Raw genomic sequence first — 17,494 nt, 5'->3', positions numbered from 1 at the left:
TGCTCTGTTATAGCCTTATGTCTGCATCTTGTGGGTTTAATACATGTTTAACATCGTATAAAACATGATCTTCTTTACCGAATGCTCTGATCTTTTCCACGCCCCACTCTTTAAACTCAGAGTGATCGACCGCGAGGATAATACCATCGTATTGACCGTGCTGTATCTGATTGACAAGTTGTATACCGTATTCTTTTTCTACTTCTTCTGCACTCGCCCACCCATCGTAGACATCAACTGACATATTGAAATCTTGAAGTTCGCGCACTACGTCAATGATTTTAGTGTTTCTCACGTCAGGACAGTCACCTTTAAAGGTAAACCCAAGTACGAGTACTTTTGCTTCATCTATATGAATTTTACGGCTTGAAAGCTTCTTAACGAGCTGTGTCGCAACGTATTCGCCCATACCATCATTGATACGACGTCCGGCAAGTATGACCTCTGGACGATAACCAACTTCTTCAGCTTTAAAAGTCAGATAATAAGGGTCAACACTGATACAGTGACCGCCGACCAGTCCAGGCTTAAATTTCAAAAAGTTCCATTTTGTGCCTGCTGCATTTAGTACTTCTTCCGTATCAATATTCAAGCGATTGAATATTTTTGCAAACTCGTTAATCACAGCAATGTTTAAGTCACGCTGGGTGTTCTCTATCACTTTTGCGGCTTCTGCAACCTTAATTGAAGATGCTTTATGCGTACCAACGGTAATAATTGAGCGGTACATCTCGTCGATAAAGTCGGCGACCTCAGGGGTCGAACCTGAAGTGATCTTAGTAATCTTTGTTAAAGTATTAACTTTGTCACCTGGATTAATCCGCTCTGGTGAATATCCAGCAAAGAAGTCTTGATTAAACTTAAGGCCCGAATTCTTCTCAATAATAGGAATACAGACTTCTTCTGTTGCGCCTGGATATACTGTGCTTTCGAAAATGACGATGTCGTTACTGCTGATATGACGAGCCACCAATTCCGACGCTTTACGAAGAGGATTAAGATCCGGTGCATGTGTATCGTCAATTGGTGTAGGCACAGTAACGATAAAAATGTTACATGAGGTTAAGTCATTTTCGTCACAGGAGTAAGAAAGCTTAGCCGCTTCAGTTAGCTGTGTCTTATTCACTTCTAACGTTGCATCAAACCCGTCACGCAATTGCTCAATTCGACGTTTATTGATGTCAAACCCAACAACGTCAAAATATTTACCAAATTCAGCTGCTAACGGCAGACCTACATAACCAAGGCCAATAATGCCTATTTTTTTTGTTGGTGAAGGAGAAAACATACTTTTCCTATTTCTCGCGAGGGTTGGCTTCTTCGATTGACTGAGTGCGTTTATTTTTCATTTGTGCGCGCAGATAGCTAACAACAAACTTTGGGTATTCTCTTACAAGCCTTTGACGAACATGCTTGTGTAATACCGCTCTTTGCAACCAACGTAATCCAAGTTTTTTTACTAATGGGTGATAATAGTCAGCTTTAATTGCTGACTGCTCAATAAATCCGCCACAAGTGAACAGTAACGCAGGAGTATCTAAAGCATTTTTTAATTCAACAATAAATTCATCTTGCTTTGGAGTCCCCATGCCACAAACAATAATTTCTGGCTGCTGCTGATTAAGCTCAGCGATGACTTGTGACTTAAGTGCCGCATCATTTACATAACCATGATGCTTATAAACGACATTGAGGTCTGGAAACATGCTGACGTAATTTTTGACGGCGACATCAACTAAGGTCGGTTTTGCGCCAATAAAGGCGATGCGTTTTCCTGTTTGATTGGCAAAGCGTAAAACATCGACTGCTATCGAAGAAAAATCGAAGCTTAATCGCTGAATTTTATTTTGGTTAAAAGTGTTATGTAATTTTGTATGCAACGAACCATCTGAAAAAATAACGTCCAGTCCCGATAATAGACGAGCATTTTTACTCAACAGTGAGTATGAAAATGGATTTACAAAAGTCACAGCGATACTACGCGGCAGCCCTTTTGTACTCTCATCTAGTAATTTATCAAAGACTGTTTTAGAGGACAGTTTGTTATCTAACACTTTTGAATGAATCAAATTACGCCTACACTATCTGTTAATTTAACTTATCTAAAATACGCTTGAGCTTACTCTCCATGCTCAGGTTTTCTTCCGCATACTTTCTTAACTCACTAGGTGACATTAATGTTTTAGTCGGTAACTCACAAATCAACGTCGTGATGTCATTCGTGCTATCACTATTACTCACCATCAAGCGAATATCAGAATCCGCGGGGAAGTCAGGATCATTGGCGGCACCAATGACACTTAATCCTCTTGCTACATACTCTCTGGCTTTCAATACTGAAGCTTCATCAAGCCCTATGCGATACAAGCCAAGGCTCGCTATGCCTATATGTGCATTGTTAAACTGTGCATCTAATCTAGCGCCCGATAAAAATCCCGTAAACTCAACTTGCGAGTCAATTTTTAATGATTTTGCCAGTTTCTTCAAAGGTTCAAACGCTTCCCCTTCGCCTACGATAGTCAAACTGACTTTCGGCGCATCAGGTTTATTTGCTAACTCTGCGATTGCTTTCAACAATCTATCATATCCATGCCAATCTGCGAGTTGCGCTACCGCAATTAAATTTAAGGTATCATCGGCTTGCCAGGATGACAGCGCTACAGGCAAATCTTCAGGTATATTAATACCGTTACCTATTTTAAGTGTTTTATGCTTAACGCCGAATAAATACCATGCAGATTCTTGCGCATATTGCACTATTAGATTTACAGGCATTAGCACCCAACTGGCAGAAAGTAATGAGATACTCTGTTTAAACATTCTTACAAGCATTCTTGGCTCTGATGTTTTAAGCTCTACCAGCACGGACTTTCGTGGCGTTGGCACATCCACTACTATTTTTGTTCCTCTTAGTCGCGCGAGCAAAAAAGGAAAAAACAAAAATGGAAACAATAAACTAGAAAAACGAACAAACAATACTTCTGTATTGGTGCTCAACAGGGCCTTGATAAATCCCCACGCTCCCGACATCGTTGGCGCAAGCAAAGTAGACTTGGCATTCAAGCCCAACTTTTGTGCAGAAGCAACTGTACTATCTATTTTCTTTGCAACACCGGGCGTCTTCTCGGCATCTACAAAAGCGATATATTCAAACTGATGTTTCATTAGGCGCTTTCAAACTCCAGAAGAGCTGCCAATATCGTCTTCGCGGCTTCACCGTTACCATATAAGCTCTCAGCTTGAGCAAAGTTCGTTGCTTTTGCAGCGTCAACCGCATTTAAAATTGCTTGTTTATCAGCACCAACTAGTTGATTCACACCGGTGTTGACCAGTTCAACCCACTCAGTTTGATCTCGCATTGTAATACATGGCTTTGAGAAAAAATACGCTTCTTTTTGAAGGCCACCACTATCCGTTAGTACTATCTCGCAATGCTCTAACAGCCATACCATTTCGAAATAACTCACCGGCGGTATTACGTCAAACTTAATCTCAAGACCCAAGCATTCAGCTAATTTTTGTGTTCTAGGGTGAATTGGGCAAATAACAGGTTGAGTTTCCGATAACTCATTTAGTGCTGTAATGATGCTTTTGAGACGATTTTCATCATCGGTGTTTTCTGCTCGGTGGATTGTACACAGATAGAAACTGTCATATTCTGGGATAGCTGGTCGCTTTGCGCTTTGTGTATAGAAACTAGCAGCATCAAGCATCACATCACCGACATTGCGTACCTGACAGCTTTTGTCTTTAAAACCTTCTCGTACTAAGTTTTGCACAGCGGTATCTGTAGGACAGAATAGAATTTTGCTGATTTGGTCAGTTAGGATGCGATTAATCTCTTCAGGCATTCTCATATTAAAACTACGTAGCCCTGCTTCAACGTGAGCAACCTGAATATGAAGCTTAGCTGCAGCTAATGCACCAGCGAGTGTCGAATTGGTATCACCATAAACCAAAACCCAGTCAGGCTTTTCTTCTAATAGTACCTTCTCAATCTCTTCCAACTGACGGCCGGTCATTTGTCCATGGGTGCCACCACCAATTCCGAGACTGTAATCTGGCTTGGGAATTTGCATCTCTTCAAAAAAGATATCGCTCATATTGGCGTCGTAATGTTGCCCCGTATGAACTATCACTTCTTGCACTGCTTTTTGGCTGGTTTGATTGTGCTCTCTGACTGCGCGACTAAATGTAGCGGCTTTGACAAATTGCGGCCTTGCCCCAATTACTGTTACAACTTTCATAAATATGTAGCCAAATTAGTTGAGAATATTCCTCGTAGGAGACCTATTTCAGAAGACCTTCTACTTTTCCTACAAAACCGCGTTTTACACAGCCCGTGAACCGACGGATTTTACCTTATTACCAAGCAATGATACAACCGATAGGCTGTTAATTGCCTACAAAAGTCACAATTTGCTTAGAAAGCTGAGCGAATATAGCATGTATAAGAAATAAAACTGTTAAAGAATGCAATCAACAAAACTTTCTGCTAGCTCTCTTTATTTCCCCAGCGAGATTGTAAGAACAGTAAGGAATAAACTCCAATCATGGTGTAACCAAACTTGGCATATTCATCTTTTTGCTCATCAGAAAGCAACGCCCCAAATGCCAAAAAGTGATTATCAAAGTCATTTCTGAGTTTTTTACCATAGATAAGCTGTTTGAGCGGTGTAGGCATCACTTGATAAAGTCTATGCGCTAACTTACGAGCAAAACTGAAATCCGCCGCATTTTTATCCGCGATTTCACTTTGGGCGCCAACCACGGATTTGAATCTGTCAGCAACATAGGCGTTATACCAAAGGCGTTTTTTCCTATATTGCAGTGGCATTTCACACCAAAACTCAACAAATTCCTTATCCCATAAGGGCAACCACCATTGCATGCCAAAAAACTCGTACACACGAACCGAATTGATAATGTATTTTGCCTGTCTTTCTCTCCAGTCCCAAAGCTCATATTGATTAGCGAACGCTTCTGCATTAAGAACATCGCCATCTGATAATTGCCGCTGCAGGCTTACCTTTATTCGATTAAATGTCTGCGTTTCAATTAGTTGCCTTGGCACATTCTGATAGTGATCCGTGAGCAATTGTGAGGTTAGGTCAGATTTTGAGAACTGCTGTTGCTCAAAGACAATGTCTGGGATATGAGAGCCTGCGACAAAATCGCCACTGTGGCCCGGCACAAAAACAGCATCGCTTGAAATTAACTGTTTGTCTTTTAATTCTCTGACCGCCAACCAATCCTGTATATGTGGTAAAGACACACCATTAGAGGCCATTTCTCGAAACTCATTGGCTTCATCACTAAACCAAGCATTGCGCCATTTATCTTCGTTATACTCAACAAAGTACCATTGAAAGCCCAGCCCAGTAGCAATTTGCTTGCTCAGCGTTGCTTCTTTATTTCCTGTTAAGCCATAGGAAAAACAGACGACATTTTGATAGCCAAGTTGTTTTATCGTTGAAGCGATGAGTCGAGAGTCAAACCCACCAGAAAGCGGCAGCACAATTTGGCGTCCAGCGGCAAATTCTATAAGCCGTTTGAATACAGCCCTCACAGCCATGTCTAACTGTTCAACATATAGAGACTCAGCCTGAACCTCAGGCTCATGATGTTGGAATAGGAAATAGTTTGATTTGCTGACTGTCCCAGTGCGCTTACAAATGATGACTTCTTGGCCCGCCTCAACTTGCTTTATTTGCTTAGATAGCGTTCTATCTGCACACACATAGCCAGTTAATGCGAACTCAGCCTTCCCCTGCTCACACTCTTCATTTTGCTGTAACTCCGAATGCAGCCAAGCATAATTGGAGGAGAACAATATTTTGTCATTCGTTACTGCATAAAATAATGGAATCGAGCGAACTCTATCAGCTATAAGCCTCACAAACTCATCTTCATGGCTGAGCAATGCAAAAAATCCAGATAATGAAGAGAGGGAGTGTCGTTCGAAAAACCCACGACCAAACTCACTACCATCGAGCCCTTTTTGCTCTAAGTAGGGGCTTCCGAGGGCATCAAATGCTTTTACATGGTTTGTTATTACGCTATACATCATTTGACTTCCGATACACTCTGTAAGTGCTTACTAAGTTGACTGGCAATGTGAACAGTGGAGAAACGCTGCTTAGTTTGCTTTGCAATAGTTTGGCTACAGTATTGTGCTCTGTTATCCCTCATATACTGCATCGTATTTGCAAGTAACTCGATATTATTTGGTTCAACCAAAATGCCATTTTCTTTATTTACAAAGTCCACAGCCCCACCAGTATTCGTGGCGATAACCGGTAAGCCAGCACTCATTGCTTCGATATATACAACCCCAAAGGCCTCGTATTGACTTGGAAGAACAAAAACATCTGCCTGCTGAAGCGCACTCACCACTTCACTCGCCGTCAAGTTACCCGTAAAACTGACCCGGCTCTCTAGGTTCAACTCTACAGCTAACTCCTTGACCTGGTTTAAATACCAACCATCACCGACTATCGTTAATGAGACATCTTTATCTTTGGATGCTACGTTCGCGAAGGCTTGGAGCAAAGTTTCATGACCTTTTAGGGGCGTCACATGCGCAACACAGATAAACTGACAAGCTTGGTGTACTGTTGAACGTTTCATTGTAAAACGATCCACATCTACCATATTGGCAAGGACTTCAAGCTTGGCCTCAGGGCACACTTTCTGCAGGTAAGGAATAAGCTTAGATGAGACACATAGGACTTTACTTGCCCCTTGCAGCGCTTTTTTAACCTGTACCAGTGACATTTCCTTTTTTTCACTCTCATTTACGTACTGATTATTAATAAATCGCCCTCGATGCTCTGTGACCACATAATTAACCGGAAACATTTTTGCGATTTTGCTCGCTGCATACCCGGCCCATATTAAACTATGTGCGTGGATCACATCTGGCTGGTACTGCATCACCTTTCTGTAACGTTTAAATACTTGCTTAGATTTAAATGCAAACAGCTCAGCATATAATGCATAAAACTTTGGAATACCAGGTAATGGCGCCCGTGCGACAGTCAACGGACCTTCTTGCGATAACGTGTAACGACCGGAAAACAACCAACACCAAGCACTCAACCATCGCAGTAGCTCTCTTGGTGAAATACGCTCTACGCTTTGCACTATGACATCATGTCCCTGTTCAGCCAGCGCTTCCGCCTGTTGCTGAATAAACTCCCCTTTGTACGGTGGATACCAAGAAGGTAAAACGAGCACTTTCAAATCTTTTTCCTTATCATCAGTAATGTTAATGGCAACACGACAAACACTGCACTGAGAAAACCAATGAAATCACTTTGCTCGGCAAGTAAGCGAATAATCACAAAACTTGGCAAACATAAAACAGCAAACGCTTTTAAATGCGGCATGATCAAGTCTGCTATAGAAATATTGAGCTGAGAAAAAACCAATAAGATGAACGCACTTACTACAAGTGCATTGATAATTGAAAAGTACATAATTGCATCTTTAAAAGCCATGGAAGATAACAGCACTACGCTGCCTAGACGAACGATACAAGAACCAAAATCGAAATAAGCCGCAAGTTTTTGCTTTTCCATTGCAACCAAAACAGTACTGATAGGAGACGCAGTAAATACAAAGTAGATCCATATAGCAATAAACTGGGCAATCTCCCCCGCTTCAGTCCACTTTTCCCCGAAAACCACTGCAAAGATCTCAGGTAAAAAAGGCAAAGTTAAGGCCATAATAGGCATAGCAATCAGTATCAGGCGATTATGAATATCCAGGGTATTTTTTGCCAACGTTCCAGCAACTAAATAATGTTTGGCGTTTGACATAAAGACATTTCCAACCGCATTTCCGATGAGCGTTACAGGTGCAAATAACATTCTATGTGCCAAAATGTAGAGCCCAACAAGTGCCGCAGAGTAGTAACCAGAAAACAGTACTACAGGCAACATCGTACTTGAGGTGTTAGCCAATGAAGCCCAAAGCGTATACTTAGGAAAGTTTTTAAAGCGTGTAGCAACCGCTAGCAACCGTTTTGGGTTGTAGCCGTTAAAGTGTAACGTATCTCGCTTTTGTAATAAAAACATCAAAGTCGATGCAATAAACCCGAAAGTATGCCCAAGCACTAAACCAAAAACCGTCCACAACGAAAGTCCAACTTGCGCTATTGCTATAATCACAGATTGCGTCACTTTTGACACACTTAACACCCGAAAAGATTCTGTTTTAATCGCGTAAAAATGCAAAAGTTGGTAACAACCACAAGCAAATAGCGCAACAGGGATAAGATAAAGCTCACTTTTATTTAGCGATAGATTGAGATGCTCTACCAACCATGAATCAAATGCATAGACAACAACTGCAACCACTGTGCAGCTCAATATGATCAAGATAAAGCAGAGGTGTAGTAGCACCTTAGCAATTGAATGTTGTTTTACAAGGGGAAGCGCGAGCTCATACTTCAAGCTGACGAGTACTAAAAGTATAGTGATAATACTGACGAACACACCGAAGTTACCAAACTGCTGCGCACTATAGAGTCGTGTCAAAACAGGCGAGATCAGTAACAAAATGAGTTGCGCCGAAGCAGTGCCCGAAACAAGAGTTAGGATATTTTTTAAAAAGTTATTTGTGGCCAAGCGCGTATCTTTTAATTTGCAATATTAACACATCAACAGTCAAACCAGTCACTACGCGAAAAGTATTAACCTTGACTTCATCATCAAACTTCCATTCTAACACGAGCAATGCAACTCATCTACGCCACAAAATACCTTATCGTAAGCCATAATATTAGCGTTCAAGGTATTGAAAAGATATTGCTTGAATTTCGTCCAACAGATACTCACACTAGAGGTGAGCACAACATTCAAGGAGAAGGTATTTATGAAAAGGTCAATAATCTCTACTATCATTGCTAGTGCTTTGTTAAGCGCCTGTGGAGGGAGTTCAGATAACAATGACAATGATGTAATCGGTGGCCAAGGAAGCTTTACTGTAGAAACATCAACAGCATTTACCACCCAAGAAGATGAAACTTACACGCTTGCGGTTAGCCCAAAGTCCGCACCAAGTGGAAACGACACATTAACCGTTGAAGTCATAAAGTCACCCACTCTTGGCACGCTCACCAGCAGTGGCTTGAGCCTAAGTTATCAACCAGAACCAAACAAAAATGGCACTGACAGTTTCACTTACAAATTTAAAAAAGGTGGGGTATTGAGTAATGAAGTTACCGTCGATATAACAGTCGAAGCGATTAACGACGCTCCCACTATTTCAGGAACCCCCTCGCCCGAAGCTATCAAACTTAACGACAGCTATCATTTCACGCCAACTGTTGAAGATGTTGACGGTGAAACTAGCACATATCAATTCGGAATTACCAACAAACCTAGTTGGGCGGAATTTGATACAACAACCGGTGAGCTAAGTGGAAAGCCGGCTAATATTGAACAGCTTGGTAACTATCGGCAAATTGTTATATCTGTACTGGATGGCGAACATAGCGTATCGCTGCCCCCTTTCGACATAGAGGTTGTATCTCAACCATGGCAAGCTTTTTCAGAGATCCCAAACAATCTAGGTAGTCACTTGCAGTCTGCGACACTTGGAAAGGAAATCATCATTGCAAGTCATGCAGCATCACTTTCTTCCTCAATGAGTTGCGCAAATGCACCTTTAAGCGCACCTGAGATCCACTCACTTGCAACCACAAACACGGATTGGCAAGCGTTACCTTCTGCAAACGAGTCTCGCTACTATTATCAAGCTCAAGTATCAAACAATAAGTTGTTCCTCTTCGGTGGAACAGAGGCCTGCCCAAGCACCTCCTCCCCCAAGGAGACAATGGAGATCTTTGATTTTAGTACACAACAATGGACATCAATTGCAGCGCCCAAATTTGCCCCTTTTGAAAATAATGTTCTAGCGAGTTGTGCAAACAATGACACGATTGTTGCGTTCACCCAACAAGCTAACACCACGTATGCTTATCAGCTGGCCACCGCTGATACAACTTGGTCGCACAAACCGGCATCACTACCAAATCTATCGATTACTGACTGCCAGTTTATCGGAAACGAATTATTTATAACGGCTAACAATACTCAAGAGCAACAAGCTCACTTAATTCAGTATCAACTCTCAAGCGCTCAGATACTCTTAAATGAGCAGGTGCCGGCTGAGCTCTTCGGGAGCTACTATACGCTGACGCATAATCAGCAAAACATTCAGCTTCATAGCGCAGCACACGTTTTGAATTACAATACTCAAACTATGCAGTGGAGTAACCTATCAAGCAATCCAAGTGCTACGGAGCAACAAGGCTCTGAAACTTACTACTTGCGTGACTTTAAAATGGAGTCAGTTGATCAGAAGCAGTACCAAATTGGAGGTGCGTTTACGACCCAAATGACAAGTCAAATATACCAATACAACCCCACAACAGAGTAATCTTACGAGTAATATTGCTATTTTTGATAAAATCCTAAATAGCAATATTTGCCTACTTTATTAGTGATTTAGCCAATGCATTCCAGCTGTATTTTTGCCTAACAAAAGCCACGCCGTTACGCGAAATTTGCGCTCGCTTTTCAACGTCTGCTAATGCACATGAAATAGTTTTTGCCAAATCACTAGCATCTAATGTATTCACATAAAAACATGCATCGTCACCAAGCATCTCGCAAGTTGCCGTTTTCACAGTCTCTCCTGCGCGAAACGCAATAACTGGCACTTCACAACTTAATGCTTCAAGAATAGTTTGTCCAAACGGTTCATAAGTTGATGTCATAAGAAATAGTGACGCTACCTGATAAAATGGAGAAGTATCCGCTACAGCACCAACGAAAGTAACACATTCCTCAATACCAAGTTTCACAACTAAGGATTTATAATAATCCTCCTGCTCCCCACCACCTACAAGTACTAAATGTGTATGTAAAAGCTCTTTCTGTGCCCGAATTGCATACTCAATTCCCTTTGCCGCGGTAAACCGTCCGACAACGAGTAATAAGTTTTTATCCAAGGGTAATCCCAGCTTGCCTTTCAAGGCGGTTTGAGCGTTTACATCAAGAGAAATAAATTTATTTGTATCTACTCCAGGGCTCACCATTGTCACCTTGCTACAATCAAAACCAATTTGAGCTAACTGGTTTAACATATTACTGCTAAACACAAAATTTTTCTCAGTTACCTGTAAAGCAAGTTTTTGAATCGCATGATGATAAAAAATCGCTAACCATTGTTTGATTTGCCTTAGCCCTTCCACCTTATGAGTATTGCTTGGCTGGTTTTGGAATTTAACAACACCGGGTAATAAATAGCTCACTCGACTAAAGCCAGCTAATCGAGCATGGATAGTAGTAATATGATAACGACTAATGACCAAAGCGTTACCAAACTCAACCCTAGCGGCCCTAAAGCAACGTCGCATATTTTGCCAACCCAAAAGGGATGCTTTCAACTTAGAGTGCTGTTGCCCATGAAAACAAACGTCATACCTCCAAATAGTTGCGTATTCGGTAGTTTCGCAAAGCGGTAAGGTTTGTTTATTAACAGTATTAACGTTACTAACAATGATCACAACTCGAAAACCCAACTCATGATACGCTTTACTCAATTGCATTAAGGAATTTTCGACCCCTCCAATATTAGGAAGGTAAGCATTGCTTGTGAGTATAATCGTATTCCTACTCATTGAAGCGATAACCTAGTAATTCATAATCAACTTTATATAAACATTGAATTTTTTCGAGCTGTTGCGGGGAGAGCGCCTCGGGTAATGTTGAAGCCCCTTTATTTAACCAAGGTAACTCCATTGTCCATCCTTTCAAAATACAAAGCTTACGCCAATCGTGATTCAAAGATTCATAGCGTAAAATAGTATCAACTTTACATTGATACTGAGAATCAAATATATAGTAGCTCTGTGGTTGAAATAAAGGTTGAAACAACACAAATTCAGGAGTCAATATCTTATCTACAAATTCCGTGAACGTTCTGGCATTATTTAGCACCTGCTGTTGCAACGCCCTATCCCCTTCACTCTGGTTACCACCCTTTATCACATAGTTGTAAGCAGAATATAACCTTGCTAAGGGCGCTCTAACGATAGCAAACTTATGATAGCGTTCAAAAAGATATGGGTTAGATTCATTATAATCAAACCACTTAGCATGAAGCCGATAACCTCTATAGCCAAATGCCTTTAAGACACTGGTACCTGCATTTTTTGGAATGTGAATAAAAATACACTGCTTTCTTATCATATAAGATTTATACGGGTAGACAGGAAGTGGCAACCAGCGTTTAAGAAGCCTTGTTAGCTTTTCAATCATCGAAAATATCAAAGTATTCTGTAAAATTAGGTGATACTATACCAGAACAATCGCTTGGCTGTTTAGCAATACGACTCGAATTACAACATGCATGTATTATTTCTACCCTCTTGGTATCACACCAGTCAAAAACCAACCTTAGGCTCTTTTTTCAAAGAGCAGGCACTTTCGTTAAAAGAACATGGATGTAATGTGGGCGTTATCTATCCCGAGCCGGTTTCAATAAAACATGCCTTGACTTGTACACCACCTTCTCAATTAAATGATGTACAAATCGATACCAAAAGAAATCGATATTTTACTTTACCTGCACTGTACCGAATAAACTTAAAACAACGAATAGTGCAGTATCAAAAACTGTTTGAGCAATATACTCGAGACTTCGGGTTACCTGATGTATTACATGCCCATAGCTGCTTTTATGGACCTGGAGGAGCAGCTGGTCTTGCAGCACAACAAATAGCCCAACAGTATCAGATACCCTTTATAATTACAGAACATGCATCAGCAGCAAAATTATCGACAACTCCTAAATTCGAGACACAATTAATAGGTCAAGCCTACCGAGCGGCAAATCAATTAGTTTGCGTCTCGGAGAGCCTAGCTAGCATCTTACGGGACAGATTTGAGTTAGATAGGACTATTGAGATCATTGGCAATGTGGTTGACTCAGAGTTATTCACTCCTAAAGAAAAAATACATGATGATTTCACTTTTATTACTGTGGCACACCTAAGGCCAGTTAAACGAGTTGCTAGCATTGTTAGCGCATTTTCATACATCACTGAAGAACACCCAAAAGCCAAACTATTAATAGTTGGAGACGGAGAAGATAAACAAAAACTCAAAACACTGTGCGAGTCGTTAAAATTAAAACAAGTTAAATTTATTGGCGATAGCTCTAGAGAAACCGTCGCTAAACTGATGCAATCCAGCGACTGCTATGTTAATTGGTCCGAATATGAAACCTTTTCTGTTGCTGTACATGAAGCACTATCTTGTGGATTAGAAGTCATTAGCTCTCCGTGTGAAGGGCCTGAATACGTCGTTAAGAAGCTAAATGGGAAAGTTGCCGAAGACGCCACGATTGATACCCTCACCAAACTCATGTTTGAAGTACTGAAAAAGACGTCGTGTGGCTTAAATGAGCACAATCAAAGACACGCTTACATCGATAGCAACTTCAGTAGAGATGCAATCGCACAACAATTAATACGAGAGTATAACGCAATTGTTAAGTAATAATTTTCTAAGCCAAATAAGGCTTCCACTATTGCTAAAACTACTTACAACGGCACTAGGCTTTCTAGTTAATTGGTACTTTGCTCAAAAATTATCAACAGATGATTTTGGCCTATTTGCCTTATTTCAACTACTCATTCTGTTTATTGTAGCAATAAGTAAATGTGGACTGGACCAAGCTGCGGTTCGCTTCATTGCATCACAGCAACACACAGATATTGCAAGGTTTTTACCGCGTATATATGCTATTTTCTTTACCTGCATTTCTATCACGGTAGTGACAACTGGATTACTCTGTCACTTTTATAGTTTATTATCCATTTCAGGTATCTCTACCTTTCAATTTTGGACATTACTGCATATAGCCTCATTCGCCACTGCAATAATCAATCTAAACGCATGCATTTTCAAAGGCTTATCAAAACCCAGCTTATTTACCACATTCAGTGGATTTGCTAGCCTCTGTATACTGCTCTTTGGTGCTACAACCATGCATTTGAGCACTCTTGCTTTGGTATTGTATCTTGTGACTGGCGCACTGTGCATTACAGCTATTACTAGCCTATTTATTGTAATTAAACTTCGCCCCCCTAGCACCACAACACCCCAACCACGCTATTCATTCTGGATAAGTGCAAAAGCGTTTTGGATTAGCGGTTTAGTTTATTTAGTGGTGCAACAAGGGAGCCAACTATACCTAAGCACACAAGTGTCTCTTTCGCAACTTGGCGTTTATGCCATCGTAACCAAGCTAGCGATGCTCCCAAGTATTTTTTTGTTTGCCTTAAATAGTGTAACGGCCGCAAAGTTCGCAAAAAGCTACTCACAACATCGTCTAGATGAAGTAAAGAAACTGTTTTCACTTAGTCAATCAACATCTATTTTCGTCGCCGCAATCACGGTTTTACTGTTCTATTTTTATTCAGAATATTTATTAGGCATTTTTGGCGAGGATTATAAACAAGGTGAATTATGGTTACTGGTACTTATAGCTGGTCAAGTTATTAACCTTATTACGGGACCTGCAATCACACTGTTAACGATGAGTGGCCAAGAAAAAACCTACCAAAATATTAGCATATTCACTGCTGCTATTACTGTTATATTGGCCATGCACCTCATTACTAATCATGGTCCTCTGGGCGCTGCTATTACAACAGCCATTGCAATGAGCACGCAAAACCTCCTCGGATATTACTTCGCAAGATACAAAATACTTAGGAATCATTAACATGATATCTCACCAACATCGCTGCATCTTTGTTCACATACCAAAAGTTGCAGGTCAGAGTATTGAAAGTGCATTTCTTAATGAACTTTCCTTAACCTGGGAAGAAAGAGCGCCACTTTTACTCAAAAAAAACAGTAACCCCAAGAAAGGCCCTCCTAGACTCGCTCATTTAACCGCCAGCGAATATGTGCAACTTGGCTACATAACTCCTGAGCAATTTCACGATTACTATAAATTTAGTTTTGTGCGCAACCCTTGGAGTAGGTTGGTATCAGAATATACATACAAGCAGCACCCGTTTAGCTTTAAGCACTTTGTACTGGATTACCTGCCTAGCTGCGACTCTGATGATTATCAAAACCATATAGGGAACTTAAGGCACTTAGTTCCACAACATTGTTTTCTCTATGAAGGAAATGATTGTTTAGTAGATACTGTTGGTAAATTCGAAAACTTAATGAATGATTTTGAGACTATCAGCCAACGCGTTTTTGGACATGTTGTCGATTTGCCATACAGAAATAAAACAACAAAAAGACACCCACTGCTAGAAAAGTTAATTGGTAAGAAAGTAAAGCCTTCTTATCAATCCTACTTTGACAACGAAACAACTGAATTTGTTGCTGACTTTTACAAAAGGGATATTGAGTTGTTTAAGTACCAGTTTGAATAAATGCATATTTTATGCATCGCGATCACCAAATAACATTGATGCCAATCACGTCAGTTAGGTTTTTACGAGGTCTACAATCGTGAGAGATTGTGATCGGCATCATGTTATTACGTATCGTTAGCTTATTTAACTACCTAGAATAAAGTTATTGAATGTTTACTCGCATATCTCTGAATCATGGATTTAGACTCCTTACAAAGCAAGTTGACACTATCAATAACGCTATTCTCTAGTGCACTTTCAGCAGCCAGTGCTTCAACTTCTCGCCAATAGCTAATATTTTGCGTCAGCAACTGCTTTTCAAAACTCTTCACTAAGTCTGCAAGTATTACGTCATTGATTTTATCTTTATCCATTACACTTAAGAGAACGGTCTGTATAGCTTCTCTTAGTAATTCTGGATGCTTCGGTGTGATAAGTAGTTTATCGATGCCGACGCTTTGCTCCTTTACTGCAATATTAGGCAAAAATGCCGCTAAATGAGATGTTCTATTTGATCGATTTTCTACGTCAAGTACTGCTGTATTTCCAAATACTTCAAACTCGAGTTCTGCTAATGAGATATGACAAGGAATAGAAAACAAATAGTCGCTTGCGCAATCAACAAACCCATAAATTAAATACGTTAAAAGCGGGTCAAATTGGTTGTAATTAACGAAAACCTCGGCTTCAGCATTACCCGGTGTTCCCTCCACTGATATACCTTTGTTACTTAATTTATATGGCGACGCCCCACACCTATGGTTAAAGAAATCAATTATAGATAATAATCCAGAGGTATAGCCCTCTTTTCCTATGTTGAAAAAGTCATTTTTATACGCAAATTTTCGCGAGCCGAAAAAGCTCGATAGAAATAACTCATCCCACTTTTCTTCTAAGGCAAGCCGCTTATCTTTATTCACTTTAGTATTTAATTTTTTACCATCGCAAAGCTTCTCTAATAAAGCTCTATCTTTACTTAAGGTAAAAAAAGGAGAGGATAGCTTCCATTGCGTTACTTTATCTGCTTTGTTGTAAAGCTCTACCATCAGTGACATCGTTTTGACCGCTGTTGGATTTAATAGCTCTTTTTTTGGTGTCGAGATTAGTGTATTTCCATTTACTTCAAGCTCAAAATCGTCTAGTAAAGGCATACATTCCAGTGGAATATCAATAAGTACCTTAGGTTGCTGATTAAAGGCTTTAATACTTAAATTACCTTGGCAGGCAACTAATCTTAAATCCTCTGAAACACTTCCACCGTAACGCTTGATTTCTTCAACTAACTGCCTAATGATTTCTGCAACTTCATTGCTATCGGATACAATCAACTCCTCAGGCTTTTCTGCTGTGAGTTGTTGCTGAATTTGCAAGCCTTGCAAATATTTAAACCAATCTTGATGCGAAAATCTATTGGAAAATAACCCCAACATATTCATAAACCAACTTTGTTTATCAGCCTCTTTTAGCGTTACTAATAGGTTTTTCGCCTCTTGTTCAGGAAAAGCGCTGCTTTCTCCTTCGATAATCAGCATTTGCTTTTCAAAGCTAGTTTGATCGCCTTTAGCCAAATGTGCTCTTAACGTAATAACTAAGCCTAATGCAGCGTAATCCGAATAGGCCATAAGCTTGGCAGCTAATGAGAGTGCTAAATCGTATTGATTTAGGCTAAAAGCTAACTCCGCAGCTGCGACCCGCATTTGTATATTATCGAAGCCAGGATCAAACTGAAGTGATAGCTCGAAAGCTTGCAGGGCCTGCAGTTGAAACTTATCACCTAAGTTTTGATAACAAATACCTGCATTTCGGTACAGAACAGCTTTTTGACTCGATGTGCCAGCTAACTCTGCGGCTTTTATGAGATTTATGGCGGCTAAACCATATTGCCCCACACCATGTTGAGCCATGCCAAGCAGCTCTGTAACCCTAAAACCACTGTCATGGTTAACTAGTTTTTTTGCTAGCGGCAATGCTTTTTTATACTTCTGTTTTTCTATTAACAACTCTAGCTGGGCTAAATCTTTCATTTTTTTT

General features: G+C 40.4%; 14 protein-coding genes. 4 read left to right on the top strand and 10 right to left on the bottom strand.

Going from position 1 to position 17,494, the window contains the following annotated elements; all coding sequences use genetic code 11:
* Nucleotides 1-7: 7 nt before the first annotated feature.
* The 7 genes from tviB to GSF04_RS07705 form a co-directional block, all read right to left on the bottom strand.
* Complete coding sequence (gene tviB, locus GSF04_RS07735; RefSeq protein WP_039494231.1) at nt 8-1,288, bottom strand: Vi polysaccharide biosynthesis UDP-N-acetylglucosamine C-6 dehydrogenase TviB; 1,281 nt, start codon at nt 1,286-1,288, stop codon at nt 8-10.
* Nucleotides 1,289-1,295: 7 nt separating this feature from the next.
* A complete protein-coding gene (locus GSF04_RS07730) occupies nt 1,296-2,069 on the bottom strand; it encodes a WecB/TagA/CpsF family glycosyltransferase (RefSeq protein ID WP_211859185.1) in 774 nt (257 codons plus the stop codon).
* A gap of 19 nt (nt 2,070-2,088) precedes the next feature.
* Nucleotides 2,089-3,165 carry a glycosyltransferase gene (locus tag GSF04_RS07725; protein ID WP_211859184.1) on the bottom strand — a complete coding sequence of 359 codons (1,077 nt, stop codon included), beginning with the start codon at nt 3,163-3,165 and terminating at the stop codon, nt 2,089-2,091.
* A complete protein-coding gene (wecB, locus tag GSF04_RS07720; protein ID WP_249122453.1) occupies nt 3,165-4,247 on the bottom strand; it encodes a UDP-N-acetylglucosamine 2-epimerase (non-hydrolyzing) in 1,083 nt (360 codons plus the stop codon). The genes GSF04_RS07725 and wecB overlap by 1 nt, the downstream gene beginning before the upstream one ends.
* Nucleotides 4,248-4,495: 248 nt before the next feature.
* Nucleotides 4,496-6,070, bottom strand: coding sequence for an asparagine synthetase B family protein (locus GSF04_RS07715; protein WP_211859183.1), 1,575 nt, complete (start codon nt 6,068-6,070; stop codon nt 4,496-4,498).
* Nucleotides 6,067-7,239: a glycosyltransferase gene (locus GSF04_RS07710; RefSeq protein ID WP_249122497.1), complete on the bottom strand. Its 1,173-nt coding sequence runs from the start codon at nt 7,237-7,239 to the stop codon at nt 6,067-6,069. Before GSF04_RS07710 ends, GSF04_RS07715 begins: the two co-directional genes overlap by 4 nt.
* A gap of 2 nt (nt 7,240-7,241) precedes the next feature.
* Nucleotides 7,242-8,633, bottom strand: a complete 1,392-nt coding sequence (locus tag GSF04_RS07705) for an oligosaccharide flippase family protein (protein WP_211859181.1) — start codon at nt 8,631-8,633, stop codon at nt 7,242-7,244.
* A 247-nt stretch (nt 8,634-8,880) separates the two neighbouring features.
* Here GSF04_RS07705 and GSF04_RS07700 point away from each other — a divergent pair, with 247 nt between their 5' ends.
* Nucleotides 8,881-10,449, top strand: a complete 1,569-nt coding sequence (locus GSF04_RS07700) for an Ig-like domain-containing protein (RefSeq protein WP_211859180.1) — start codon at nt 8,881-8,883, stop codon at nt 10,447-10,449.
* Nucleotides 10,450-10,501: 52 nt separating this feature from the next.
* On the opposite strand, the gene GSF04_RS07695 is transcribed toward GSF04_RS07700, so the two are convergent.
* Both GSF04_RS07695 and GSF04_RS07690 read right to left on the bottom strand, forming a co-directional pair.
* Complete coding sequence (locus GSF04_RS07695; protein WP_211859179.1) at nt 10,502-11,623, bottom strand: glycosyltransferase family 4 protein; 1,122 nt, start codon at nt 11,621-11,623, stop codon at nt 10,502-10,504.
* 64 nt (nt 11,624-11,687) lie between these two features.
* Nucleotides 11,688-12,335 carry a sulfotransferase family 2 domain-containing protein gene (locus GSF04_RS07690; RefSeq protein WP_211859178.1) on the bottom strand — a complete coding sequence of 216 codons (648 nt, stop codon included), beginning with the start codon at nt 12,333-12,335 and terminating at the stop codon, nt 11,688-11,690.
* A gap of 87 nt (nt 12,336-12,422) precedes the next feature.
* Here GSF04_RS07690 and GSF04_RS07685 point away from each other — a divergent pair, with 87 nt between their 5' ends.
* The 3 genes from GSF04_RS07685 to GSF04_RS07675 are packed head-to-tail and all read left to right on the top strand — an operon-like array spanning nt 12,423 to nt 15,481.
* Nucleotides 12,423-13,577 (top strand): glycosyltransferase, encoded by a 1,155-nt coding sequence (locus tag GSF04_RS07685; protein WP_211859177.1) that lies wholly within the window; start codon nt 12,423-12,425, stop codon nt 13,575-13,577.
* A 31-nt stretch (nt 13,578-13,608) separates the two neighbouring features.
* Complete coding sequence (locus GSF04_RS07680; RefSeq protein ID WP_211859176.1) at nt 13,609-14,808, top strand: oligosaccharide flippase family protein; 1,200 nt, start codon at nt 13,609-13,611, stop codon at nt 14,806-14,808.
* 1 nt (nt 14,809) lies between these two features.
* Nucleotides 14,810-15,481, top strand: a complete 672-nt coding sequence (locus tag GSF04_RS07675) for a sulfotransferase family 2 domain-containing protein (RefSeq protein ID WP_039494220.1) — start codon at nt 14,810-14,812, stop codon at nt 15,479-15,481.
* Nucleotides 15,482-15,615: 134 nt separating this feature from the next.
* Here the strand turns inward: GSF04_RS07675 and GSF04_RS07670 are convergent, their stop codons facing one another.
* Nucleotides 15,616-17,487, bottom strand: a complete 1,872-nt coding sequence (locus GSF04_RS07670; protein ID WP_211859175.1) for a hypothetical protein — start codon at nt 17,485-17,487, stop codon at nt 15,616-15,618.
* Nucleotides 17,488-17,494 lie beyond the last annotated feature (7 nt).

This window comes from Pseudoalteromonas sp. A22, from assembly GCF_018141345.1.
Lineage (GTDB): Bacteria > Pseudomonadota > Gammaproteobacteria > Enterobacterales > Alteromonadaceae > Pseudoalteromonas > Pseudoalteromonas maricaloris.
Note: the sequence above shows the minus strand (reverse complement) of the source record. Positions and strands in the feature narration are given on the sequence as shown.